Origin of the sequence: Actinomadura luteofluorescens, from assembly GCF_013409365.1 — a bacterium.
Taxonomy (GTDB): domain Bacteria; phylum Actinomycetota; class Actinomycetes; order Streptosporangiales; family Streptosporangiaceae; genus Spirillospora; species Spirillospora luteofluorescens.
In genome coordinates this window covers 493594-517920 of record NZ_JACCBA010000001.1, presented here as the reverse complement: position 1 = coordinate 517920, position 24327 = coordinate 493594, and the positions used below count along the sequence as shown (strand labels likewise).

The 24327-nt window shown below is 74.2% G+C and carries 18 protein-coding genes; 3 read left to right on the top strand and 15 right to left on the bottom strand.

Annotated features, from left to right (window positions below):
* Positions 1 to 67: 67 nt before the first annotated feature.
* The 3 genes from BJY14_RS02310 to BJY14_RS02300 form a co-directional block, all read right to left on the bottom strand.
* Entirely contained in the window at positions 68 to 967 is a 900-nt protein-coding gene (locus tag BJY14_RS02310; protein ID WP_179842054.1) for an alpha/beta fold hydrolase, read from the bottom strand.
* A gap of 167 nt (positions 968 to 1134) precedes the next feature.
* Positions 1135 to 5556 carry a cation-translocating P-type ATPase gene (locus BJY14_RS02305; RefSeq protein WP_179842053.1) on the bottom strand — a complete coding sequence of 1474 codons (4422 nt, stop codon included), beginning with the start codon at positions 5554 to 5556 and terminating at the stop codon, positions 1135 to 1137.
* A gap of 67 nt (positions 5557 to 5623) precedes the next feature.
* A complete protein-coding gene (locus BJY14_RS02300; protein WP_179849124.1) occupies positions 5624 to 6553 on the bottom strand; it encodes a helix-turn-helix domain-containing protein in 930 nt (309 codons plus the stop codon).
* A 285-nt stretch (positions 6554 to 6838) separates the two neighbouring features.
* Here BJY14_RS02300 and BJY14_RS02295 point away from each other — a divergent pair, with 285 nt between their 5' ends.
* A complete protein-coding gene (locus BJY14_RS02295; RefSeq protein WP_281382050.1) occupies positions 6839 to 8383 on the top strand; it encodes a serine/threonine-protein kinase in 1545 nt (514 codons plus the stop codon).
* A gap of 209 nt (positions 8384 to 8592) precedes the next feature.
* Positions 8593 to 9558 carry a TetR/AcrR family transcriptional regulator C-terminal domain-containing protein gene (locus BJY14_RS02290; RefSeq protein WP_179842051.1) on the top strand — a complete coding sequence of 322 codons (966 nt, stop codon included), beginning with the start codon at positions 8593 to 8595 and terminating at the stop codon, positions 9556 to 9558.
* A 31-nt stretch (positions 9559 to 9589) separates the two neighbouring features.
* On the opposite strand, the gene BJY14_RS02285 is transcribed toward BJY14_RS02290, so the two are convergent.
* Positions 9590 to 10249 (bottom strand): response regulator, encoded by a 660-nt coding sequence (locus BJY14_RS02285; RefSeq protein ID WP_258940824.1) that lies wholly within the window; start codon positions 10247 to 10249, stop codon positions 9590 to 9592.
* A 46-nt stretch (positions 10250 to 10295) separates the two neighbouring features.
* Positions 10296 to 12371, bottom strand: a complete 2076-nt coding sequence (locus BJY14_RS44820) for a sensor histidine kinase (protein ID WP_246395759.1) — start codon at positions 12369 to 12371, stop codon at positions 10296 to 10298.
* A 186-nt stretch (positions 12372 to 12557) separates the two neighbouring features.
* Between BJY14_RS44820 and BJY14_RS02275 the strand changes: the two genes are divergently transcribed.
* Positions 12558 to 14198: a carboxylesterase/lipase family protein gene (locus BJY14_RS02275; RefSeq protein WP_179842049.1), complete on the top strand. Its 1641-nt coding sequence runs from the start codon at positions 12558 to 12560 to the stop codon at positions 14196 to 14198.
* A gap of 59 nt (positions 14199 to 14257) precedes the next feature.
* On the opposite strand, the gene BJY14_RS02270 is transcribed toward BJY14_RS02275, so the two are convergent.
* The 10 genes from BJY14_RS02270 to BJY14_RS02225 form a co-directional block, all read right to left on the bottom strand.
* On the bottom strand, positions 14258 to 14980 hold the full coding sequence (locus BJY14_RS02270; protein WP_179842048.1) for an MBL fold metallo-hydrolase: 723 nt from the start codon (positions 14978 to 14980) through the stop codon (positions 14258 to 14260).
* Entirely contained in the window at positions 14977 to 15795 is an 819-nt protein-coding gene (locus BJY14_RS02265; protein WP_179842047.1) for a Cof-type HAD-IIB family hydrolase, read from the bottom strand. The genes BJY14_RS02270 and BJY14_RS02265 overlap by 4 nt, the downstream gene beginning before the upstream one ends.
* Positions 15792 to 16634, bottom strand: a complete 843-nt coding sequence (locus tag BJY14_RS02260) for an inositol monophosphatase family protein (RefSeq protein WP_179842046.1) — start codon at positions 16632 to 16634, stop codon at positions 15792 to 15794. The genes BJY14_RS02265 and BJY14_RS02260 overlap by 4 nt, the downstream gene beginning before the upstream one ends.
* A complete protein-coding gene (locus BJY14_RS02255) occupies positions 16631 to 17416 on the bottom strand; it encodes an HAD family hydrolase (protein ID WP_312878914.1) in 786 nt (261 codons plus the stop codon). The genes BJY14_RS02260 and BJY14_RS02255 overlap by 4 nt, the downstream gene beginning before the upstream one ends.
* The gene (locus tag BJY14_RS02250; protein ID WP_179842045.1) at positions 17413 to 18546 is read right to left on the bottom strand and encodes an ABC transporter ATP-binding protein; all 1134 of its coding nucleotides are present in this window, start codon (positions 18544 to 18546) and stop codon (positions 17413 to 17415) included. The genes BJY14_RS02255 and BJY14_RS02250 overlap by 4 nt, the downstream gene beginning before the upstream one ends.
* 2 nt (positions 18547 to 18548) lie before the next feature.
* Entirely contained in the window at positions 18549 to 20372 is a 1824-nt protein-coding gene (locus tag BJY14_RS02245) for an ABC transporter permease (RefSeq protein ID WP_179842044.1), read from the bottom strand.
* Between the two features lie 65 nt (positions 20373 to 20437).
* Complete coding sequence (locus BJY14_RS02240; protein ID WP_179842043.1) at positions 20438 to 21625, bottom strand: ABC transporter substrate-binding protein; 1188 nt, start codon at positions 21623 to 21625, stop codon at positions 20438 to 20440.
* A gap of 66 nt (positions 21626 to 21691) precedes the next feature.
* The gene (locus BJY14_RS02235; RefSeq protein ID WP_218905003.1) at positions 21692 to 22351 is read right to left on the bottom strand and encodes a DUF47 domain-containing protein; all 660 of its coding nucleotides are present in this window, start codon (positions 22349 to 22351) and stop codon (positions 21692 to 21694) included.
* A complete protein-coding gene (locus tag BJY14_RS02230; RefSeq protein ID WP_179842042.1) occupies positions 22348 to 23328 on the bottom strand; it encodes an inorganic phosphate transporter in 981 nt (326 codons plus the stop codon). Before BJY14_RS02230 ends, BJY14_RS02235 begins: the two co-directional genes overlap by 4 nt.
* Entirely contained in the window at positions 23325 to 24320 is a 996-nt protein-coding gene (locus BJY14_RS02225; RefSeq protein ID WP_179842041.1) for a Gfo/Idh/MocA family protein, read from the bottom strand. The genes BJY14_RS02230 and BJY14_RS02225 overlap by 4 nt, the downstream gene beginning before the upstream one ends.
* Between the last annotated feature and the right edge of the window lie 7 nt (positions 24321 to 24327).

Genomic DNA, 24327 nt, shown 5'->3' with positions numbered 1-24327 from the left:
GCGCCGGGTCGACCGTCGCATGACGACTCCTTGGTGCGAGGACGGCCGGCCGGTCACCGCCCGTCGCCTATCCGGCGGCCTGCGAGGTGACGCGCCGGATGGCCTTGATGGCGACCTCGGGCTGTTCGAGGTAGATGTAGTGCCCGCTCCGGGGGGCGGTGGTCAGCGTGCTGCGGCTGGACAGGGCGAGCCACGCGCGCTGCCCGGCGGACCAGGCCTGCTCCAGCCGCGGCCCGTAGGTGGGAATGGCCGCGAGGTACGGCTTCCCATGCTTGATCACCTCCACCGGGATGCTGCCCGCGGAGCCGACCTTCCCGTCGGTGATGACGAGCTTCTCCGGGTTCTGGCCCTGGAAGATCGCGAGGTTCTGCGCGCGCACCTGGCCCGCCGGCCCCTTGGCGGACTCGGGGATCGCCTCGGTGATGTCCTCGATCATCGTCGGCGGTGTGGCGTCCATCAGGACCAGCCCCTTCACCCTGTCCCGGTGGTCCGGCGCGTACCGGGCCGCGATCAGCCCGCCCAGCGAGTGCCCGGCCAGGACGACCGGGCCGTCACCGGCGATCCGGTCGAGCACGCCGGTCAGGACCTTGCCGCTGCTGGAGAAGTCCTGCGGACCGTCCGGCGGGTCGCTCTTGCCCGCACCGAGCCTGTCGTAGGAGCAGACCCGGTCGTCCTTGCTCAGCTGCTTCTGGGTGGCGGCCAACTTGTCGAGCCCGTCACCTCCTCCGTGCATCAGGACGATGACCGGCCTGCCCTTCGCCGCGTCGCCCGCACAGGACACGTTCACCGACGTGCCGCCGACCTCGATCCTCTCGGTTCCCTTGATCGGGTCGGCTTCGGCCTTCGGCGTGCCGGAGGAGGACGGACTCCCGCCCGCCAGTGAGTCGCCCTCGCAGCCGGCGAGCCCCGCACCGACGACGGTGCAGCACGCCGCGGCGACGGCGGCCGTCTTGATCTTGCGAATCATGATTCTTCTCCAGGGAGGGGGGCATCGCCGCGGATCACCCGGCGGTGTGGCGGAACGGGAGGCCGAACGGTGCGGCCGCACCGCAACGCTAGGGAACCGGCACCGCACGAATCGTCACCATCCGGTGGACATTCGCCGGTAGCTCGGATGGGGGACAGCGGACCCCGCTACGGAGCGGACCGTCCGTCGCCGTCCGGGAGGAAGCGGCCGGCCGCCATCGCCGCGGCGACGGCCGCCGCGGCGGTGGCCCAGGCGAGCGGATCGAGGGGGACGCAGCCGAAGAAGCCGCTGACGCCTGGCGTCTGGACGATGACGGCCAGGAGCGCCGCCGAGCCGAGCGTGCTGAGGAGGACGGCGCGGTCGTCGCGGCCCGCCTTGAGCGTCTGGGCGAGCTGGGTGCCGATGAGCGCGACCAGGCCGATGGTGCGGGCGCGGACGGCCGGGCCGGTGAAGCGCCCGGCCAGCCAGCCGGAGAGGGCGCCGAGCGTGGTCACCGCCGCGCGGTGCGCGATGTCGTGGGTGAGGGCGGAGCCGAGCGAGGTCTCCGGGCCTTCCGCCAGCAGCACCTCGGTGGCGTCCCGGGTCGGGACGCGGACGGCGATGGCGAGGGCGGGGGCCAGGTCGGTCAGCATGTTCATCAGCAGCATCTGGCGGGCCGACAGCGGGGCGCGGCCGGTCATCAGCGAGCCGAGCAGGGTGAAGGCGATCTCACCGAGGTTGCCGCCGACCAGGATGGCGAGGGCCTCGCGGACCGACGCCCACATGGCGCGCCCCTCCACGAGCGCGGAGACGATCGTCTCCAGCCGGTCGTCGGCGACGATCAGGTCGGCCGACGCCTGCGCCGCGGCCGTGCCGCGCTCGCCGAGCGCGATGCCCACGTCGGCGAGGCGGATGCCGGCGGCGTCGTTGGCGCCGTCGCCCGTCATGGCGACGACGCGCCCGCGTCCGCGCAGGGCGCGCACGACGCGGACCTTGTGGACGGGAGTGCACCGGGCCACGACGTCCACGCCGATCAGGGCCTGCGACAGGTCGTCGTCGTCGAGCCGGTCGATCTCGTCCGCGGTGATGACGCGGTGCTCGGCGCCGCCGCCGGCGACCTGGTCGGCGATCGCGGCGGCGGTCGCCGGATGGTCGCCGGTGAGCATGATGATCTGGACGCCGGCGGCGCGGAGGTCGGCGACCGCGCGCGCGGCGGTGGCGCGGACGGGGTCGGCGAGGCCCAGCAGCCCGAGAAAGGTCATGCCGGTCACCTCGCCCTCGGTGATCGTGTCGCCGCCGTCCGGCATGCGGTGCTCGGCGACGGCGAGGACGCGGTGGCCGCTGGACGCGAGCCGCTCGACGCGTCCCCGCAGCCGCCGCCGGGTGGTGCGGTCCAGCGCGCCGTCCGGGGTACGGGCGCACAGCGGGAGCACGACCTCCGGGGCGCCCTTGACGAACACCGTGCGCTCGCCGCCGAACGAGCCGAGGGTCGCGTGGAAGGCGCGCGACGGCTCGAACGGCAGGCTGTCGATCTGCTTCCACGGCCCGCCGGAGTCGCGGTCCACGCCCGCCTGCGCGGCGCCTTCCTCCACGGCGGCGTCGGTGACGTGGCTGTGCCGCCCGTTGCTGGGCACCGGGGTGGCGCGCAGGGCGGCGGCCAGGACGCCGCGCAGCGCGGCGTCGAGTCGCGCGGCCTCCGCGTCGCGGCGGTGATCGGCGATGCGGGCGAGCGTGATGCGGCCCTCGGTCAGGGTGCCGGTCTTGTCGAAGCACAGCACGTCGACCCGTCCGAGCGTCTCGATGGTGCGCGGGTCGCGGACGTAGATCCCCCGTTCGGCGAGCCGCCGGATCGCGGCCACCTGGGCGGCGCTGACCAGCAGTGGAAGCCCTTCGGGGACGGACGCGACGGCGAGGTTGACGCCTTCGGACAGCGCGCGGCGCAGCGGCCCGCCCCGCAGCAGGCCCGAGGTGACGACGCCGACGGCCGCGCCGACCGCCATCGGCGTCGTGGCCTCGGTGATCTGCTTGAGGCGGGCCTCGACGCCGCTGGAGGCCGAGCCGGAGGCCACCGCCGCGGCCATGGCCCGGCCGCTCTCGGTGGCGTCGCCGACCGCGACGACCACGGCGGTGCATTCCCCGGCGGCGATCGAGGTGCCCTCGTAGAGCATGCAGGAGCGTTCGGCGACGTGCCGGGCCAGGGTCGGCGCGGTGTCCTTGGCCACCGGGAGGGACTCGCCGGTGAGCGACGACTCGTCGGCCTCCAGGCCGTTCGCGGTGACGATCCGGCAGTCGGCGGGGACCGCGTCCCCCGCGACGAGCACCACGACGTCGCCGCGGACGAGCAGCTCCGCGGGCACCCGGGTCTGCTCGCCGTCCCGCAGAACGGCGACCGGCTCGCCGGACCTGGCCGAGATCCTCGCGATGATCTCGTTGGCGGAGACCCGCTGCCGGCCGCCGGCGAGCCCGGACACGCCGATGGTCGCGGCGACGAGCGCGGCGTCGACCGGCGAGCCGACCGCCGCCGCACCGGCCGCGCCGGCGGCGAGCACCGCCGTCAGGGGGTTGGCCAGTTCCTGGACCACGGCCCGCAGCAGCGGCCGGCGGTCCTCGCCGGGGCGGGCGCGGTCCGCGCCGCGCCCGCCGCGGTCACGCGCCTCGGCATCGGACAGGCCCTCGGCACGGCTGCCGAGCCGCTCCAGCGCCGCCTCCACGGGCATGGCATGCCACGGCGTGGACGGCAGCGGCGGCGCGGGAACGTGCCGCATCACATCGCGGGCCGTCCAGGCGCCGTAGGCCATCCCCAGGGCCGCCGCCCCGTTGACGGCGGACAGGGCGCGGTCCGCGGCCTTCCCCGGAGGCGCGGTGAGCGCGAGCAGCGCGGCCACCCCCGTGCCCGACCATGCGAGCGTGACGCCCCGCTCGCTGACGCGGCGCGCGGCGGCGACGGCCTCGACGACGTGCGCGGCCGCCGCCGGATCCCGCAGGACCAGCAGGTGCGCGCCCCACGGCGGCGCGCCGTCCGCCCAGGCCGCCACGCCGACGTCGGCCGCGGCGAGCGCCGCCGGATCGCGCGAGATCAGCAGGACGCCCGCGCCGTCCTCCTGCAGCGCGCGGACGGAGGCGACCAGGTCCGGGCCGCCGGGGGCGGTGGCGTCCGGGGGGAGCGGCAGATCGACGCCGGATCCGGCCAGCACGATCTTCGCGCCCGCCTCCCGCGCGGCGGTCACCAGGGCGTTCGTCTCCTCCCGCAGCGAGCGGCGCATGCGGATCAGGGCGCGCGGCCGCCCGCCCTCGGCCAGGGCCAGCAGCGGGCCCGAACCGCGCAGGCCCCGGCCCTCGGCCGCGACCCTCCGGCCGGGCAGCACGCGTTCGGCGGGGCCGAGGGACCACCCGCCCCCCTCCCTGACCTCGTCCGGCGCCCCGGGGTCCAGCAGCGCGTGGACGTGCTCGGCCACCTCGGCCTCCGACGTGCCCGCGAGCACGGCGACCTCGTCCACCACCAGGTCACCGGCCTTCAGGGCGTCGGCGTCCAGCAGCACCGTGTCGATCCGGTCCAGGTGGCGCAGCGCCGCCGGGTGCAGGGCCAGCACTCCCCGCCCGGCCAGCCGGGCGGCGAGTTCGGCCGCGAAGACCTCGCGGGCGGCGTGGGGCGCCTTCGGCGCCGCGGCGACCCCGACGTCCAGCGCGCGGCGCGCGCTGCCGGTCAGGAGCCCGCCGAGGACGAGCCCTCCGAGGCCGACGGCGAGCATCCGGCCCGCGTGCCGCTCCGGCGGCCCGTCGCGCAGGTCGTGGGAACGCCCGCCGGACACGCCCGTGCATCCGGCCCGCTCGGGCGCGCCGGTCAGGTCCGCTTCGGCGATCCGCCACAACCGGTGGGTGGCGGCGGCCTCGCGGCGCTGCCAGAGCCGCTGCGCAGTGTCGACGACCAGCCCCGTCCCGCCGGGCGCGAGCGCCTGCACGGCGGCCTGGGTCAGCGGCAGCCACCGCTCCACCGGCGCACCCGGCACCGCGGCGGCCAGAACGCCGCGCAGCACGGGCACCGTGTCCGCGAACGCCACCAGCCCCGCGACCTCGGACGGCAGCGGCGCCCGCCCGAGCACCCACTGCGCCCCGGTGATCGTGAGCCCGACCAGGTCGGCGCCGAGGGCCAGCGCCGTCGGCGGCGCCGCGAAGAGACCCGCTCCGGGCTCCTCGCCCTCCAGGACCGCGTCCAGTGCCTCGACGACTTCCAGGACGTCCTCCGGGGAGACCTCCTCCGGCACGTGGACGATCAAGCGTCCCAAGGCCGCGTTGACGCGCGCCCAGTGCACGGCGGGAAGCTCTTCGACGGCGTGCTCCAGGGCCTGCGCCTCGGACCACCGGCCCGCCTTGTGCAGATGACGCAGCTCGATGTGCAGCCGGTCCGGGTACCGGTGGACGGTCCGCGACGGCCGGAGAGCCCGCCCAGCGATGCTTCCGACCTCACCGAGAGCACGTCTCGCCTGCCGGATCGGCACGGCCGCCGTCCGGACGCCCAGAGTCCCCGCGTAGTCCGCGGCGCGGACGGCGGTTCCACCACCTGGGAGACCGCCGGCCGCTGACACGCCGCGCCGCAGGAGTTCAAGGACCATGACGCTGCCCTAACCCCTCAAGCGAGGCCTAAGCGCGCATCAAACCCTGTTTGCGGAAGTCGACCGCTCACATGACCTGGTCAGCGGTGCTCGGCGCCGGGTGCCGCCGTGCCTGCCGGTAGTCGCTGGGGGAGGTGCCGTGGGCGGCGCGGAAGGCCCGGGTGAAGGCCGAATGGTGAGTGAAGCCCCAGCGGGCGGCGATCTCGTGGACGGGCACCCCGTGCTGGGCCGGATCGGCCAGATCCCGGCGGGCGCGTTCCAGACGTTCCCGGCGGATCAGGGCTCCGACGGTCACGTTCTCGTCCTGGAAGAGGCGGTACAGATGGCTGGTGGAGATGTTGTGCGCGGCGGCGACGAGCGACGGGGTCAGATCGGGGTCGTGCAGGTTCCGGCCGATGAAGGAGCGGACGCTCAGGATCAGGGTCCGCCGGCGGGCCTCGGGGGAGAGTTCCCGGTCGGAGTCGAGGGCGTGGGCGAACAGCGCCGAGACGAGATCGCTCAGGACGGCGCCGAGCCGGGGGCCGTCGGTGGCGCGGTAGCCGGAGGTGTCGGCGCTGAGCCGGGTGAGGAAACCGGCCAGCAGCGCGCCGACGCCCTCCCGCGCCGACAGCGGCCGGCTGATCGCGCGGTCGGCGCTCCCGCGCGGGAGCGCGACGAGGTCCCTGGGGATCTCGACCCCCACGCACCTGACGATCTGATCATTCCGCCCGACCTGGACCGTGCAGGGTCGCCAGGAATTCTGCCCGTGCAGGTCGTAGGGACGGTATTCGGCTTCCCGATCGTCCCATCTGGCCCTTGCCGTTCCTTCGAGGACGAGCGTGAGGTTGTACGTTCCGGGATCGGAGAATCTGACGAGTTTCGCCGTCCGGCGGGACAGCAGCGGCTGGAGGGTCGACGGCCACACGGTCATCGCGCCGAGCTGCAAGGTGCGCTGGTGAGCGTGATAGTCCGCGGCATATTCGCTGCTCAGATCCACGGGAGCGTGCGTACGCCCCATCCATTCCCGCCAGTGGTCGAATCTCTCCGCCGGGGGGAAGTCCTCGGTTCTGTACACCGTTTCGATCACTGGCTTCCCCAGGTCCACTCGTGACGGCCATGAGGGCACTTGGACGATCAACGCTACACCGTTCCCTCCCCGCGCGGACGGGCCGTCCAGGGGTACCGCCCTGCGACGACGTGCGGCAGGCGCCCGTGTCAGCAGAGGTCGATGGAAAAGGTGTCAAAGGATCGTGGAAGCACGGTCAAAGACACGCGGACGTGATCAGGGCAATCTGAGGAGACCATGAGCGGGCGCTCCGCGGTATTCCCGACTCAAGGACCGCGGACCGACCCTGGGAGTGCGGTGGACGCTCTACGGCCCGGCGACCCTGGCGCGATCGGTCGTTACACCTTGTCGGCCCGACTCGGTGCCGGCGGAATGGGGCAGGTGTTCCTCGGAACGTCCCCCGGCGGCCGGCCGGTCGCCGTGAAGCTGGTCCACCCCGGGTTCGCCGCCGACGCCGAATTCCGCCGCCGTTTCAAACGCGAGGTGGAGGCCGCACGCCAGGTGGGCGGATTCCACACCGCCCCCGTCGTCGACGCGGATCCCGAGGCCGACGTTCCATGGCTGGTCACGGCGTACGTGCCGGGGCCTTCGCTCGCCACCGCGGTCGCCGAGCTCGGACCCTTCCCGCCGGCCTCGGCTCTGGCGCTGGGGGCCGGGCTGGCGGAGGCGCTGGAGGCCGTCCACCGCGCCGGAGTCGTCCACCGTGACCTCAAACCATCGAACGTCCTGCTCGCCGCGGACGGGCCGCGCGTCATCGATTTCGGCATCGCCCGGGCGGTCGACGCCTCCGGGGTCACGTCCCGGGCCGGAACCCCCGGTTTCATGGCGCCAGAGCTGATCTCCGAGGGTTCGATCACGCCGGCGTGCGACGTGTTCGCCCTCGGAGCCGTCCTCGCCTACGCCCTGGGCGTCCGGCCGTTCGGGGAGGGGCCGGTGGAGGCGCTGACCTATCGGGTGGTGCACAAGTCCCCGGTCCTGGACGCGCTGCCCGACGCGTTGAAAGGCGTCGTCGCGGACTGCCTCGCCAAGGATCCCGCCGCACGGCCGAGCCCGGCAGAACTGGTCGAAGTGCTGTCCTCGGGCGGTGACGGCGGTGCGTGGCTTCCCCGTCCCGTGCAGGACATGCTGACGCGGTATCACGTCACCGGTTCCACCACCACCGACGTGTCGGCGCACGATGTGACAGGGTCCTTCGAGAACCGGGATCGGCGGACCCGGCAGCTCGGCCCTCCCCCGTCGGTGCGGTTCGAGGCCAGTGTCGCGCCCGTGGTCCTCGGGCTCATCGGCCACGTTCTCCGACTTCTCACGGGGATCGCTGTCGGCCTGCTGGCGGTGGACTCGGCGATGGGGTCGGCGGACTCGGCCGGGGCGTTCCTCACCCTGATCATCGCGATTCTGGCCGTGACCGCCTTCTGGCTCGTGCGCGTCCCGGTGAAATGGGTGATCCCGCATCTGGACGCGCTCTGGAGACCGTGCGAACTCCGGGTCGGCGCCGATGGGCTCGAACTCCAGTACAGCGGCCGCCGCGTCCACTACGGATGGCACGAGATCGGCCGGGTCGCGGTGCGCCGCGCCAAGCCGGCCGGGTGGGCGGTGTGCGTGTCCCCGATGCCGGGTGCGCCCCTGCCGGCGGTCCGGGGACCGCGGAATCCGCTGTGCTACCTGGACAGGCAGACCGGTTGGATCATGGTGGTGCCCGTCCACCGGCTCAAGGGCTCCCGCAAGGAGATCGAGATGACGCTCGCCCGGTACGCGGGCACCCGATGGGGCGGCAACGCCTGACCCGGCGCGGGCTCACACCGATTCGGTCCCCGGCGTCGGCCCGCCGGACGGGGTGTACGCCGTCTACTCGCTTTGGGACAACGTATCGAGAGTCGTGATATATGGGGGCCGATCAGGCAGGTGGAATCGAGGAAGTGCACTAGTGTCGCGATGAGTGCACTAGTCTGATCGCGCGGGGATCCGGCCCCGCCGGTGGAGTGGGGTGTCCTATGGCGTCATCGGCCCCGCGGCCGGATCCGCCCTACCGGCGGATCGCCGCGGACATCCGGGCCCAGATCCAGGACGGCCGGCTGCGGCCCGGCGACCGGGTGCCCTCCATCCGCCAGATCGCCCAGCGGTGGGACGTCGCCATCGCGACCGCGACCAGAGTGATCGCGACCTTGCGCGAGGAGGGGCTGGTCGAGGCGAAGGTCGGCGCCGGATCGGTGGTGAGGGCGCGCGGTGTGCCACGGCGGCCCGCCGGCCCGGGCGCGGCGGCGGGAGCGCCGCGGCCCCGCCCCGGCAGGCAGGCGCCGAGCCTGGAGCACGTCCTTCGCGCCGCGATCGCCATCGCCGACGTCGAGGGGCTCCACGCCCTGTCCATGCGGAGGCTCGCCTCCGAACTCGACATCGCCCCGATGTCGCTGTACCGGTACGTGGCGAACAAGGACGAGCTGGTGGCGCAGATGGCCGACGCCGCCTTCGGCTCGACCGAGCTGCCCAGCCCGGGGCCGGAGGGGTGGCGCGCCAAGCTCGAACTGATCGCGCGGCTCCAGTGGGACCTGTGCCGGCGGCATCTCTGGCTGCCGAGCGCCATCTCGCTGACCCGCCCGCTGCTCGTCCCCCACATGCTGGAGCACACCGAGTGGACGATGCGCGCGCTCGACGGGCTCGGGCTGTCGATGACGACGCGGACCAGGGAGGCGCTCACCCTGCACGCGCTGGTGATCAACATCGCGCTGCCCCTGGCGAACGAGGCCGAGGCGGAGCAGGAGACCGGTGTGACGCTCACGCGGTGGCGGCTGGACCGGCGCGAGCGGACCGACGAGCTCATGCGGAGCGGCCGCTTTCCCCTGCTCGCGGCCGTTCACGAGGAGACGACGTCGGACCTGGAAGGGCTGTTCGAGTACGGTCTCGCACGCCATCTCGACGGGTTCGCCGTCCTCGTGGAGTCAGGTACCCGAACGCCGTCATGACGCCGCGGTCGCTCGCCGGCCGGTCGGCCGTTCAGCCGACCAGGCCCGCGTTGTGGGCGGCGAGCCCCGCCTGGGTGCGGTTCTCGCAGCCGAGCTTGACCAGCATGCGCGAGACGTAGCTCTTCACCGTGGCCTCGGTGAGCGACAGCCGCCTGCCGATCTGGGCGTTCGACAACCCCTCGCCGAGGCAGGCCAGGACCTCGGCCTCGCGTTCGGTCAGCCCGGCGACCAGGCGGCGGGCGCGCTCCCTGTCGCGCTCTCCGGCCGACGACGCGGCGAGCAGCCGCCTGGTCGCCTCCGGCGACAGCACGGTGTGCCCGTCGCGGGCGACCCGGACGAGGCCGATCAGGTCCTCCGGCGGCGTCGACTTGACCAGGAACCCGGCGGCGCCGGCGCGCAGGGCGCGCAGCACGAACTCGTCGGCGTCGAAGGTGGTCAGCACCACGATCACCGGGTGCGCCGGGCGCGCGGTGAGACGTTCGGTCGCGGTGATCCCGTCCATGCCCGGCATCCGGAGGTCCATCAGGACGACGTGGGGCCGGTGCCGTTCGACGGCCCGCAGGGCGGCCTCCCCGTCATGCGCCGGCTCGACCACCTCGATGTCGCCGGCCGATCCGAGGATGGTGCGCAGATGCGCGCACACCATCGGCTCGTCGTCGACGATCAGGACGCGGATCGGGTCGGGGCTCACGGGCTCGGCTCTCCCGGTTCGTGGCGCGGTCGCGTGCGGCGGGCCGTCACGGCGGCGCCTGGTGCTGTGGGGTCGGGTGCTGTGGGTGCGATGACGTGGGCACGTATGCGGGCAGTATCGCATCGATCACGAATCCGCCGTCCTCGGTGGGCCGCGCCACCAGCGTCCCGTCGACCAGGTCGACCCGCTGCCGAACGCCGAGGAGCCCGGTGCCGGAGCCCCCGGCCGCGAGTTCCCGCTCCCCGCGGTAGGGCCCGGCGGGCGGCCTTCCGTTGCTCACCCTGACCCGCACCTGGTCGGGGAGGTAGCGCACCGCCACGCGCACGTGCGCGCCGTGCGCGTGCTTGCGGACGTTGGTGAGCGCCTCCCCGACGATGCGGTGCGCCGTCCGGATGATCGCCGGGGACGCCGCCGCCGGGTCGCCCTCCTCGACGAGCTCGACCGGGACGCCGACGGACGCGGACTCGGCGGCGAGCCCCGCGAGCCCCGCCGGACCGCCGGGCCCGTCCGCGGTCTCCGCGGCGGCGTCGCCGGACTGGAACGCGCCGACCAGGTGGTGCAGCTCGTCGAGGGCCCGCCGGCCGTTCGCGACCAGATCGGCGTGGGCCCGCGCGATCTCCGCGGAGGGGGAGGCGCCGCCCAGCCGCTCGGCGCAGCCGAGCATGTCGTTCACCCGGCCGGACACGATGGCGTGCATCTCGCGGGCGAGCCTGGCCCGTTCCTCGGCCCGGGCCCGGCCCTCCAGCAGCCACCGCTCGCGCCTCGCCCGTTCGGCGCGTTCGGTCAGGGCCGCGACGAGGCGTCGCCACGCTCCGGCGTACAGCCCCAGCAGCGCGGGCAGCCCGATGAACACCGCCCCGACCGAGACGACGGCCGCGTGGGGCGCCCACGGCCGGACGGCGACGAGCAGCAGTGCCGCCACCATGGCCGCGCCCAGGCCGGGACGCTTGGAGTACGCGGCCACGCAGTAGGCCGCCAGGGGCGCGGTCGCCGGGAGGACCAGCCTGGTGGAGCCGCCCGTCACCGGCAGGTCCATGGCGCCGGTCACGGCGAGGACGAGCAGGACCGCCGTCCCGGCCAGCGTCGGCGCGGCGGCCGCGTGGGGATGGCGGCGGCGCAGGACGAGGGCCGCCGCCAGGGGCAGCTGGAGGGCGATCTCCAGCCAGGGGAGGACGGGTTCGCCGGCTCCGGTCGGAGGCACCGAGGCCACGAGAGTGCTGATCAGCAGCGTCCAGGCGCCCGCGGCGGCCGCGAACCACCGGTCCGACCGGTCGATCCGCGGCGGCGCCTCCGGAGAAAGGGCTCCGGCGGCCACCGGGGCCGGGGGAGGGGGGATGCTCCGCTCGGGGGCGGACGCCTGGGAACCGCGCAGCACGCCGATCAGCTCGCGGAGCTCGACCAGCGCCTCGCATCCCGTCGCGCGGAGTTTCTCGGCCGTCTCCCGCACGGCACGGTCGGCCGCGGTCATCCTCAGCGCCCCGGCGTGCAGCACCATCAGGCTCACCCGGTGCGTGACGACGTCGTGCAGCTCCACGGCCATGCGGGTGCGCTCCCGGACTCTGGCCTGCTCGGCGCACAGGTCCCGTTCGCGCTCGGCGTCGCGGGCGCGGTCGGTCAGGGTCCGCACGAGCATCTGCCTGGCCTCGCGGTAGAACCCGAACAGCATCGGCGCGCACACGTACAGCAGCCCGTCGGCGGCGACCTTCTGCGAGGTCTCCCACGGGTGCACGGCGGCGAGCCCGAGCAGGACCACCATGGTCCAGGCGCGCCGGCGGTCCCGCCCGTAGAGGTGCCCGGCGTAGGTCAGGAAGGCGGGGGCGAGCGACATCAGCAGGTTGGTGGGCTCGCCCGCCGAGGCGAAGCGGCCGGACGTCGACAGCGCCCACACCGTCACACCGGCGGCGGCCGCGGCAGCCGCCGGTGCCTCGGCGCCGGCCCGCCGCCCGGCGACGATCACGGCCCCGACCGCGAGCATGCCCGCGACCCCGGCCCACGGGCCCTCTCCGGCGGGCCCGTCCGGGATCGGCGGCACCCAGGTGAGGGCGGCGACGCACACCAGGATCGCCGGGTCGAGCAGCCGGGCCCGGACGGTCCGCGTCGCACGTGCCGGGACGAATCGCATGCCGCACACGGTAGGGGCCGGCGCGGCCCCGGCGTCCGCCCACGACCGCGCGATCACCGAAGGATGGCAGGCCGGGATCCACTTTCGTAGGCAGCGCGCATCCGCCTTCGCCGCTGGTGCGCCCCCCGCGCCGTCCGCTGGACTGGTGATCGTCCGGGCGATCGACAGCATGGAAGGACATCACTGATGAAGGTCGGGAGGCGGCGCCCGCTACCGGCGCTGGTCGCGCTGATCGGGGCGGTGGGCGCCGCGACGTCGTGTGCCGGCGCCCAGACCGCGAGGCTCAGCGGCGGGGGCGGGAACGACGGTCAGGTCGTGCGCACCGAGTACGGGGCGGTCCGAGGCAGGCTCGACGGGGAGGTCCGGACCTTCCAGGGCATCCCCTATGCAGCGCCGCCGGTGGGCGCGCTGCGCTGGCGGGATCCGCGGCCGCCGGCACGGTGGAAGGGCGCGCGGGACGCCACCCGGCCGGGCTCGCCGTGCCCGCAGGAACCCGGCGAGGTTCCCACCGGGAGCAGGAACGAGGACTGCCTCTACCTGAACGTGACCACGCCGAAAGGCGACCCGGCCAAGCCCAGGCCGGTGATCGTGTGGGTGCACGGCGGCGGCTTCTACATGGGCGCCGGCAGCAACTACGACGCCCACCGCATGGCGGCCCAGGGCGACGCCGTCGTCGTCTCCGTCAACTACCGGGTCGGCGTGTTCGGCTTCTTCGGCCACCCCGGCCTGGAGGGATCCGGAACGTACGGCCTCAAGGACCAGCAGACCGCCCTGTCCTGGGTGAACCGCAACATCGCCAGGTTCGGCGGCGACCCCCGCAACGTCACCTTGGCCGGCCAGTCCGCGGGCGCGGTCAGCGGCTGCGCCCACCTCACCTCGCCGGGCGCGAGGGGCCTGTTCAGCAAGGTCATCCTGCAGACCGGCTCCTGCTCGGTCGGCTGGCCCGACAACTTCGACTACCGCGGGCAGAAGGCCGCGGAGATCCTCCAGCCGCGCACGGCCGTCGAGGCGCGCGGCCGGCGGACCGCCTCCGAGGTCGGCTGCACCGGCGACGACCAGGCGGTCGTCGCCTGCCTGCGCGCGCTTCCCGTGGACAAGCTGATGCCGGTGCTGGGGCAGTACATGTTCCCGGCCTACGGCACCGACGTGCTGCCGACCCGGCCGGCCGACGCGCTGCGTGCCGGACGGTTCCACCACGTGCCGGTGCTGTCGGGGAACACCCACGACGAGGCCACCCAGTCGACGGCGGTCTACGAGGACGCCGGCGGAGGCCAGCGCGGACCCATGACCGAGCAGACCTTCGACACGGTGATGACCGAGACGTTCGGCGAGGACGAGAAGGCGGTCAGGGCCGAGTACCCCCGCTCGTCCTACGACTCGGCGGCGCTGGCCTGGTCGGCGATCGCCACCGACCGCAAGTGGGTGCACGCGCAGTACGCCATGGCGCGTGACCTGGCCCGGCGCGTGCCGGTGTACGAGTACGAGTTCGCCGACCCGAACGCGCCGGCGCTGGCCCCGGGGCCCCCGAAGATGCCGATGGGCGCCCAGCACGCGTCCGAGCTGTGGTACCTGTTCGACCTGGGCGGCATTCCGCCCAAGCTGGACGCCGAACAGCGGACCCTCGCCCGGCAGATGCTCGGTTACTGGACGAGCTTCGCCGCGACGGGACGGCCCGCGACGGCCGGCGGCCCGCGGTGGCCGCTGTTCAGGGCGACCGGGGGCCGCACCCCTCACGTCCAGTCCCTCGCGCCCGGCAGCGGCGGCATCCGCCCCGTCGACCTGGCCGCCGAGCACCACCTCCGATTCTGGACGGACCTCGCCCGCTGACGCGCGCTCCCTCACCGGAAGCCGGGGCGCCCCTCACTGAGGGGCGCCTCGCCCGGCGGTCAGGCGATCAGTCTCAGGCCGGGAGTCGCCAGGGTCACGGGCCCGCGATAAGACGCGCGGGCCTCCCGTAGGGCCGCCATGGGGTCGGCCCAGGGGCGCAGGTGCGTGAGGACGAGGTGGGCGGCGCCGGCTTCCCGGGCCAGGCGCGCCGCCTGCGCCGGGGTGAGGTGGGCGGCGGCCGAGCCAGGGGTCTCGACGGCCGCAGCCGCCTCGCACAGGAGGACGTCCGTTCCGCGCGCAAGCTCCAGCAGCTCGGCGCATTCACCGGAGTCGCCCGAGTAGGTGAGGCTCGCGGATCCGGCGGTGACCCGGACGGCCTGCGCCGGTACGGAATGCCGCACCGGAGCCGTCTCGATCGTCAGCGGTCCGAGCCCGGACGGTCCCGCGGGCGGGGCCTGCCAGTCGAGGATCCGCCCGTAGCCGGGCGGGGCCGCGACGTGCGCCCCGGTCCCCGCCGGGGCGATCACGGGCAGCCGGGCGGTGGCGCCCCTGCGGTCCCGCAGGTAGGCGAGCGGCACCAGGTCCGAGCAGTGGTCGCGGTGCCGGTGGCTGATGACGACGGCGTCGATCGCGCACGGGTCGGCGAAGCGCTGCAGGGGGCCGAGCGCCCCCGTCCCGGCGTCCAGCAGGAGCCGGAAGCCGTCGTGTTCCAGCAGGTAGCAGGAGCACGCGGCCTCCGGCCCCGGGACGGAGCCGGCGCAGCCGACGACGGTCAGGATCACGGCAGGACGCGGGCCACGAGGTCGGCGACGGCGCCCTCGTCGCAGGGGCCCACCACCACGTCGGCGGCGGACCGGACGATCTCGGCGCCGTCCCCGACGGCGGCGCCGAGACCGGCGGCCTGGATCATGTCCAGGTCGTTCGGGTTGTCGCCGATCGCCGCGACGGCGCTCAGGGCCACGCCCCGGGCCGCGGCCAGCTCGCGCAGCGCCGTGCCCTTGGTCGCGCCCGCGGGCAGCACCTCCAGGTAGGTGCTCTCGGACCTGACCAGGGTGACGCCGGACACGACCGCCGCCACCGCCTCCTCCGTGGGATCCATCAGCTCGGGACGGTCGCAGATGAGCATGACCTTGACGATGTCGTCGAGCGGCAGGTCGTCCCACGACGCGATGTGCCCGAGGTCGATCCCGTCGCGGCGGGCGTACTCCCGCAGCGCCGCTGAGGAACCCGTGGTGTGGGCGCGGCCCTGGGCGAACGCGACCGGCCAGACGCCCGAGGGCAGCTCGGCGAACAGCGGCGTGAGCTTCGCCCAGGCGGCGACGTCGAGGCAGCGCCGGTGCAGGACGGCGCCGGTGCCGAGGTCGACCACGCGGGCCCCGTTGTACAGGATGGCGGGGGTGGTCAGGTCGAGCGCTCGGTAGTACGGCAGCGCGGCCTCCTCGCTGCGCCCGGTGGCGATGACGACGGTGCCGCCGGAGGCGACGAAGCGGCGCAGCGCGGCCAGGCTCGACTCGACGATCTTCAGGTCGCGCCCGACGAGCGTTCCGTCCAGGTCGGTGACGATCCAGTCGACCGTCCGCAGCCCGGTGGCGCTCATGCCGGCTCCCCGGCGTTCACGAGTCCCGCGACCTCGGCGATGGCGGAGCCGCCGAGGTCGAAGCCGCCCACGCACGCCAGGTACCCGGGGGCCTCCCAGTCGCTGCCGCCGGGCTCCCCGTCCAGCGGCAGGTAGGTGCCGCCGGCCTGCCTGACCAGCAGCACGGCCGCCGCGACGTCCCACGCGTTGACGGACGTTCCGTAGGCCACGTCCGCCCATCCGGCGGCGACGTGGGCGAGGGTGAGGGCGGCGCTGCCCGGACGTCGCACGGTGGCGAACGCGTTCACCAGCGAGCCGAAACTCCGCAGCGACTCCTCACCGCGGCGATGCATCTCCCGCGCGTTCGGGTAGCCGGTGACGAGCACCGCGTTCTCGTCGCGGGTCGCTCCGCGGCTGTGGATCGGCTCGCCGTTGCAGGTGGCGCCGCCCAGGGACGCGGTGAACATGTCGTCGCGCACCGGGTCGTACACCACGCCCGCCACCAGTTCGCCGCCCATGGCCGCGCCGATGGACACGCAGAAGAACGGCAGGCCGACGGCGAAGTTGGCGGTCCCGTCGATGGGGTCGACGAACCAGCGCAGGTCGCCGTCCCCGCCGTCTCCGCCGCCCACGCCGCCCTCCTCACCGACGACGACGCTGCCGGGGGTGTGCTCGGCCAGCACCTCCCGGATCGTCTCCTCCGCCGCCCGGTCGTGCACGGTGACCGGGTCGTGGATGTCGCGCTTGAGATCGACCTCGGGACGCGACCGGAACGCCGTCCGCAGACGGTCCCCCGTGGCGCGGGCGGCGAGTTCGGCGATCCCGGCGAGCTCCCGCGAGGCGGGGACGTCGACGCTCATTGTTCTCCTTCGATCGTGGCGGTGAGCAGGTCCAGCAGCCCGTGCCCGTCGTCGACGACGGCGTCGGGACGGCACCGGACCTCGTACGGGACGTCATGGGTGCCCTTGGCCACCATCAGCACGTTCCCGCCGATGCCGGCGCGGTGCCCGCACAGGACGTCCCGGTCGAAGTTGTCGCCGACATACCACGCGTCCGAGGGCTCGACGCCGAGGGCGCGGGTCGCGATCCAGATCATCTCCGGGTTGGGTTTGCGGATCCCGACCTCGTCGCTGTAGACCTCCAGAGCCAGCTTGCCCGCCAGCCCGGTCGAGGCGGTGTAGTCCCGGTGCACCGCGCCGGACAGCGCGTTGCTCACGACCGCGCAGGGGATGCCGAACCCGGCGGCGGCGTCGAGCAGTTCGGGGATGCCGGGACGGGTGCGGCGCTCCTGCCGCAGCTCGCCCATCCGCTTGCACAGCGGGGTGGCGTGCGCGACGACGAGCTGCCGCGCGGGCGCGGGCCAGTCGGCCGCCACGTAGTCGCCCCAGAACGCGGCGTGGGTCGTCTCGCGCGGGGCGTACGGGCGGGACATGGCGTCCTTCCAGCACTTGTCCGCGGCCGCGCCCGCCCTGATGTCGGTCTCGATCGCGGCGGCGTCCAGCTCGCGGGAGCCCGCTCCGGCGAGGGTCGCGTGCACCTCCTTGGAAAGGGCCGCCTGCCAGCCGTCCCGCTTGGACGTCTCGACCAGCACGCCGCCGAAGTCCAGCAGCAGCGCCCGCGGCGGGCGCAGGGACGCGGTCACGAGGCCGCCTTCTGAACGGGCGCGGCGGCGTCGTCCCAGGCGCCCATCCGGGATCCGTCCCCGGCGAACACGTGCAGTCGCTCGGGGCGCGCCCAGCAGTGGAGCCGGTCGCCCGGCGCGGCCTCGGGATCCTCGTGCGTGACGGCGAACAGGTCGGTGTCCATCACGCGCAGCTGCACGGTCCAGCTCGACCCGGTCGGCAGGACGGTCTCGACGACGGCCTCGTCCGCCCAGGCCGTGCCGGGCACCTCGTCCCGCGACCGGGCCAGCCTCAGCGCCTCGGGCCGGACGCCCGCGCACGCAGCCCCGCTCAGTCCGGCGCGTTTCTCCACGTAACGCAGCAGCGACCCGGCGAGCCCCTCGGGCTCCTCACCGAAGGGGACGATGTTCATCGGCGGGCTTCCCACGAACTCGGCGACGAACCGGTTGGCCGGGCGCTCGTACATCTCCATCGGCGGCGCCACCTGCTGGAGCTCTCCCTCCGACATGACGGCGATGTGCGTCGCCATCGTCATGGCCTCCATCTGGTCGTGGGTGACGAACACGACCGTCGCGTCCGTCTCCTCGTGGATGCGCTTCAGCTCCGTCCGCATCTCCAGGCGCAGCCGCGCGTCGAGGTTGGACAGCGGCTCGTCCAGCAGCAGGACGTCGGGGTCCACGGCGAGCATCCGCGCCAGCGCGACGCGCTGCTGCTGGCCGCCGGACAGCTGGGACGGGTACCGGTCCATGCAGTCGGCGACGCGCACCTTCTCCAGGGCCTCCTGCGCGCGGGCCCTGCGGCGCTCCGCCGGCACCCTGCGCATCCGGAGCCCGAACTCGGTGTTGCCGCGGACGGTGAGGTGCGGCCAGAGCGCGTAGTTCTGGAACACCAGGCCCATGTCCCGCTTCTCCGGCGGGACGTAGACGCCGCGCTCGACCGAGTCCAGGACCCGGTCGCCCACGGTGATCTCGCCCCGGGTCGGCTGCTCCAGCCCGGCGATCATGCGCAGGGTGGTGGTCTTGCCGCAGCCGGACGGTCCGAGCAGGCAGGTGAAGGACCCGTCCGGGATGACGAGGTCGAGGTCGCGCACCGCGGCGCGGCCGCCGCCGGTGTAGTTCTTGACCACTCCGCTGAGGGTGATGGCCGGCATGGTCAACCTCCGATGCCCGAGGCCAGGCTGCTCTTGGTGAGCCGCTGGGCCAGGTAGGTCATGGTGAACGAGAGCAGGGCGATGACGAGCACGACGCCGTTGGCGAGCTGGGTGTAGCCGTAGTCGACGAGCCCGATGGACAGGGTGGTGAGCAGCTGCGTCCCGGACGTGGTCAGCATGATGACGATGCTGAGCTCCTTCAGCCCGGAGATGAACGGCAGGACCACGCCGGTGACGAGCGCCCCCCGCTGGATCGGGATGATGATGCGGACCATCCGGGTCGGCCAGCGCGCCCCGCTGATCTGCGCGGCCTCCTCCGGCTCCCGGCCGAGCTGCATCATCGCCGAGATCCCCGACCGGGACGAGTACGGCAGGTGCGTCACCACCATCACCAGGACGAGCAGCGTGATCGTCCCGTAGAGGGCGGGCACGGGGCCGCGCCGGACGGCGAACAGCGACAGGCACGCGGCCGCGAACGCGATGCCGGGCACCAGGTACGGCAGGAACGACACCTGCCGCAGGAACGCCGAGACGCGGCTCCCGGCGCCGCGCACCACCACGTACCCGACGAGGAGCCCGACGAAGCCGCAGACCAGCGAGGCCAGCCCGACGATCCGCACGCTGTTCCAGGCCGCCTCCCACAGCTCGCCTCCGCGCAGCACGCCGTGCGGGAAGCCGACCGCACCCTCGATGTCGGAGCCGAACCAGTACTTCAGCGTGAAGTTGCCGGGGCTGAACACGCCGGGCGTCTTGGTGATCGTGGACAGCAGCAGCGTCAGCACCGGGACGACGACGCTCGCGGCGAACACCGCCATCGCCAGCCCGAACGCGGGCCAGCGCCAGCGGCGCAGGTCGCCGCGCCGGTCCATGGCGCCCTTCCCTCCGACCGTGACGAACCGCCGCTGCTCGCGCACCAGCCGGGTGTCGACCACGACGACGAGCACCCCGACCAGCACGATCACGCCGGCCAGCGTCGAGGCGACGCCGGTGCTGCGGTCGCGGATCGCGTGGTACAGGCTCGTGGACAGGACGTTGTAGTCGCTCGGCAGCCCGAGGATGTAGGGGGTGCCGAACGTGCCGAGGACCCGGCCGAGGACGAGCAGCACCGCCGACGACAGCGCGGGCAGCATCAGCGGCAGCGTGATGCGGCGCAGGACCGTCCGGCCGCCGGCGCCGAGGATGCGCGCCGAGTCCTCCAGCTGCGAGTCGATCCGGCGCAGCGCGTTGCCGAACAGCAGCAGCACGAACGGGTAGTAGTGCAGGCCGAGCGTCACGATGATCGGCACGGGCCCGTAGGCGAGCCAGCCGGGGGTGTGGATCCCGGCGCCCTGCAGGTAGCCGACCTGCCCGCCGGACCGCTCGTTCTTGAACAGCGACAGCCACGCCAGCGCGAACGTCCAGGACGGCAGCATGTACGGCACGACCAGCGCGCCGGCCAGGAACGTGCGCCCCGGGACGTTCGTGCGGGTCACGAGCCACGCCATCGACCCGCCCACGACGAGCGCGAACGCGATGACGCCGACCGCGACCGTGAGGGTGTGCAGGAGCGGTTCCCAGAACAGCAGCCGGCTGACCGGGGAGCGGAACACCCGCCACAGGTAGTAGCTCGTCCACGAGCCCGCCCCCTGGCCGGAGCGGGCCTCGTCGCCGTACTGGACGCGGCCCGCGTCCGAGACGACCGAGACGAGCGGGGCGATGACGAGGTAGAGCAGCGCGGCGCTCAGCACGAGGCCGAGCAGCACGGTGGGGTTGCGCAGCAGGACGCGGGACCGGTAGAGCACGCGCCGGCCGCGTGACACGGGCCGTGCGGAGGCGGCGACCGCCATGGGTTCTTCCTCCGGGGTGGAGCCCGGCGGGCCGCTCGTGCGGCCCGCCGGGGGTCGGGCAGTGCTCAGGAGTGGTTGACGCGCCAGAAGTCCTTGATGTCCTGGCGGTTGCGGAAGTCGGCGAGCAGCTGGTCGGAGGCGAACCAGTACAGCTGGGTGTTCCAGTCGGTGAGGCCGGGCGGGTTGTGGGGGCTCACCCCGACCGCGTCGTTGCCGGACACGCCGCCGGAGTGGGCCTCGAGGTCGAAGCCCTCCTTCGACATCGCGAAGTGGACGAACAGCTTGGCGGCGTTGGGGTGCTCGGACTTCGCCGCGATCGTCGCGAACTTGGGGTAGGCGAAGCCCGCCCAGGGGTTCAGGCCCTCGCAGACCTTCATGTCGAAGTTCTTGCCCTCCAGGTCGCGGAACTTGGCGATCGAGAACAGCCCGATCGTCGTCCGGGTCTGGTTGGGCGCGCCGACGGCGGTCGCGACGTCCTCGTCCTCGGTGGTCAGCACCGGGTCGTTCTTCGCGAACCGCTTCACCCACTCGTGGGCGGCGTCGTCCTCGCCGGTCTTGAGCTTGCCCTTGCCCAGCTGCTCGTAGGCCGCCGCGAGCTTGTCGGAGCTCCGCTCCGACAGCTGCGTGAACCACTGGGTGAAGACCTCCTTGCCCAGCGGGTCCTGCAACATGACCTTGCCCTTCCACCGGGGGTCGGTCAGGTCCCAGACGTTCTTCACCGGGCAGCCGCCGGGGTTGAGCCTGGGGTTGTAGGCGAACACGTACGCCTTCGAGATCATCATCAGCGGGTTGCGGTTCTTCTCGGCGATGGTCCCGGCGAGGTCCGGCGGGATCCAGGTGGTGACGATCTTCTGGGGGAGGAGCTGGCCGACGAGCATCGGGCCGTCCTCGAACAGGCTGACGTCGATGGTGACGTTGCCGGCCTGGGCCTCGCGCGTCATCTTCTCCGCGGTCGCGGCGGCCTTGGACTTCTCGCCCTCGGCCTTGATGCCGTACTTCTTCTCGAACGCGGCGGCCATGTCCTTGACGTCGCCGCTGCCGTCGTAGGCGAGGACGCTGCCCTCCTTCTTCGCCGCGGCGATGAGCGCGTTGAGGTCGAAGGACGCGGCGTCCTCGACGGTCACGGTGGGCAGGGGCCGGTCGGCTCCGGCCCGCCCCTCGCTGGACGGCGCGCACGCGCCCAGTGCCGCCGTGGCGAGGGCGGCGGCGACGGCGACGGCGGCTCCGGCCTGTACCCGGCGCCCTCTCCTCATGGTGCGGATCATGGTGGGTCCTCTCCTTGCGGGCCCGCAGCCCCGACCTGCGGCTTCATGGTTCGATCAGTGACTGCGCTTGAGCATCGCGTCCGAGAGCGCGTCGGCCGCCTCGCCGAGCCGCCGCCCCACCGCGTCCAGGCGGTCGAGCAGCTCGCGCCGGCGCAGGACGTCGATGTCCAGCGGGCCGGCGAACAGCCGGGTCAGCGCCGCCTGCCGGGTCTCCCGGACCCGGTTGCCGGCCTTGCGCGCGCCGAGCGCCGCGACGGTGACCGCGGCGGGCTCGGCGAGGACCATCCGGACGGCGGTGTCGAGGGAGGTCAGCCCCTCCAGCACCGCGTCCAGCGGCGGGACGGCGAAGCCGAGTCCGGGCGGCCCGAACAGGTCGGCCTCGCGGACGAAGTCGCGGAGGTTGTCCAGGACGTCGTCGACGGAGCGGGAGAGCCGGTACAGGTCCTCCCGGTCGATGGGGGTGGCGAGGACGCCGCGCAGCATCGCGGCGAGCGCGGCGCGCTCGGCGTCCCCCGCGTGCTCGATCTCGGTCATCCGGGCGCGGGCCTCCCCGGAGGGCACCCGCCCGGCGGCCATCTCCCGGGCCAGCTCGGCGCCGTCGCGGACGGCGCGGATCTGCCGGGCGACCTGCCCGACGACCCGGTCTCCGGAGCGTCCGCGCAGGTCGTCCCAGACCAGGCGGATGCGGCGGACGGGCCGGACGGCGGCGCTCACAGCGCCCTCACCGCGATGCCGCCGAGGGTCCCCCCGGCGAACGCGAGCGGCAGCGTGAACAGCCACGCGGCGCCGATGCCGACGACGTTCTGCCAGCGCACCCGGGAGGCGCCCTCGCTGGCGGCGACGCCGACGACCCCCGCGGTGACCGACTGCGTCATGCTGACCGGGGCTCCCGCGAGCGAGCTGGCCGCGACCGACGCGGCGGCCGCCGCCTCCGTGGACACCACGTGCAGCGGCCTGGCCAGCACGAGCCCGCGCCCCAGCCGCTCGCCCACCCGGTGGACGGCGCTCAGCGCGCCGGCGCAGAAGACGACGGCGATCGCGATGAGCACCACCGGGGTCGGCTGGACGGGGCCGACCCCGCCGAGCCGCCGCGTGGACACCACGTGTCGCGCCACGCTGACGACGGCGAGCATCTTCTGCCCGTCGTTGGCGGCGTAGGCGGCGCACTGGGCGGTGTAGGCCAGGACGTGGGCGGTCCTGACGGCCGCGGGCATCCCGGCGAAGGACGGCACGCGCCGCGACGCGAGCCCGAGCCCGAACCCGACGGACGTGCCGACCAGCGGGGCGGCGGCGCCGATGAGCAGGACCAGGCCCAGCCCGCCCCAGGCCACGTCCAGGCCCATGCCGAGCCCGGCGCCGCCGATGCCGCCGACGATCGCCAGGGTCAGGCTGGTCGGCAGGCCGCGCCCGGTGAGGGCGGCGACGACGGCGAGGGCGACGGTCACGCCGAGCAGGAAGGCGAGCGCGCCGCGCCGGTCGCCGAGGTCGGTGAGGCCCTCGGTGAACGTCCGCGCGACGGCGACCGTCAGCTGCGGGACGAGGACGAGGGGCACGAGCACCAGCGCGGTCAGCAGCGGCCCGGACGAGCGGGGGTAGCGCCCGCTGAGCCCGAGCAGGGCCGCGCCGTCGTTGACGCCGGTCACCCAGACGAAGGCGAGCGCGACCGCGCCGAACGCCACCGCCCAGATCATCGGATCTCCGCGAGCGGGACGCTGCGGCCCTCGCGCAGCGAGAGCGTGGCGGCCTCGGCGACGAGGAGCGCCTGCAGCGCGTCGTCGACCGTGCAGGGGCTGTCCACGCGGCCCCTGGCCATTTCCAGGAACGTTCCAATCTCGTTCGCGTACGCGGGTTCGAAGCGCTCCTGGAAGTCGGTCCACGGGCCGCCGGGCGGCCAGTCGACGCCGGGCTCGGCCGACCGGAGCGGGGCGCGCTCGTCGAGCCCGACCACCCAGGTGCCGGCGGTGCCCGACAGCTCCATGCGCACGTCGTAGCCGGCGCCGTTGTAGCGCGAGCCCTGCAGCGTGGCGAGCGTCCCGTCGTCCAGGGCCAGGACGGCGGCGCTGGTGTCCACGTCCCCGGCGGCCGAGAAGTAGGCGTCGCCGCGGTTGGCGCCGACGGCGGTGACCGAGTCGACCTCCCGCCCGGTGACCCAGCGCAGGATGTCGAAGTCGTGGATGTGGCAGTCGCGGAAGATCCCCCCGGACGAGCGGACGTACTCGGCCGGCGGCGGCGCCGGGTCGGCGGTGACCAGGTGGACGCGGTGGAGCGCTCCCAGCCGTCCGTCGAGCACGGCCTGCCGCGCCGCCGCGTATCCGGCGTCGAAGCGGCGCTGGAAGCCCACGTGCACGGGCACCCCCGTCTTGGCGGCGCGGTCGCGGACCTCCAGCGTCGAGCGCAGGTCGGGCGCGACCGGTTTCTCGCAGAACACGGGGACGCCGGCGTCGCAGGCGCGGACGAGCAGCTCGGCGTGCGTGGACGTCGGCGTGGCGATGACGACCGCGTCGAGCCCGGCGGTGAGCACGGTCTCCGGGTCCCCGGCCCGGGCGCCGATCGGCCCGGCGAGCGCCGCGGCGCGGCGGACGTCGGCGTCTCCGATCAGCAGGCTGTCGACCTGGGGATGGCCGCCCAGGAACCGGGCGTGCGACGCCCCGATCCGCCCCGCGCCCAGCAGTCCGACCCGCATGGTGCCT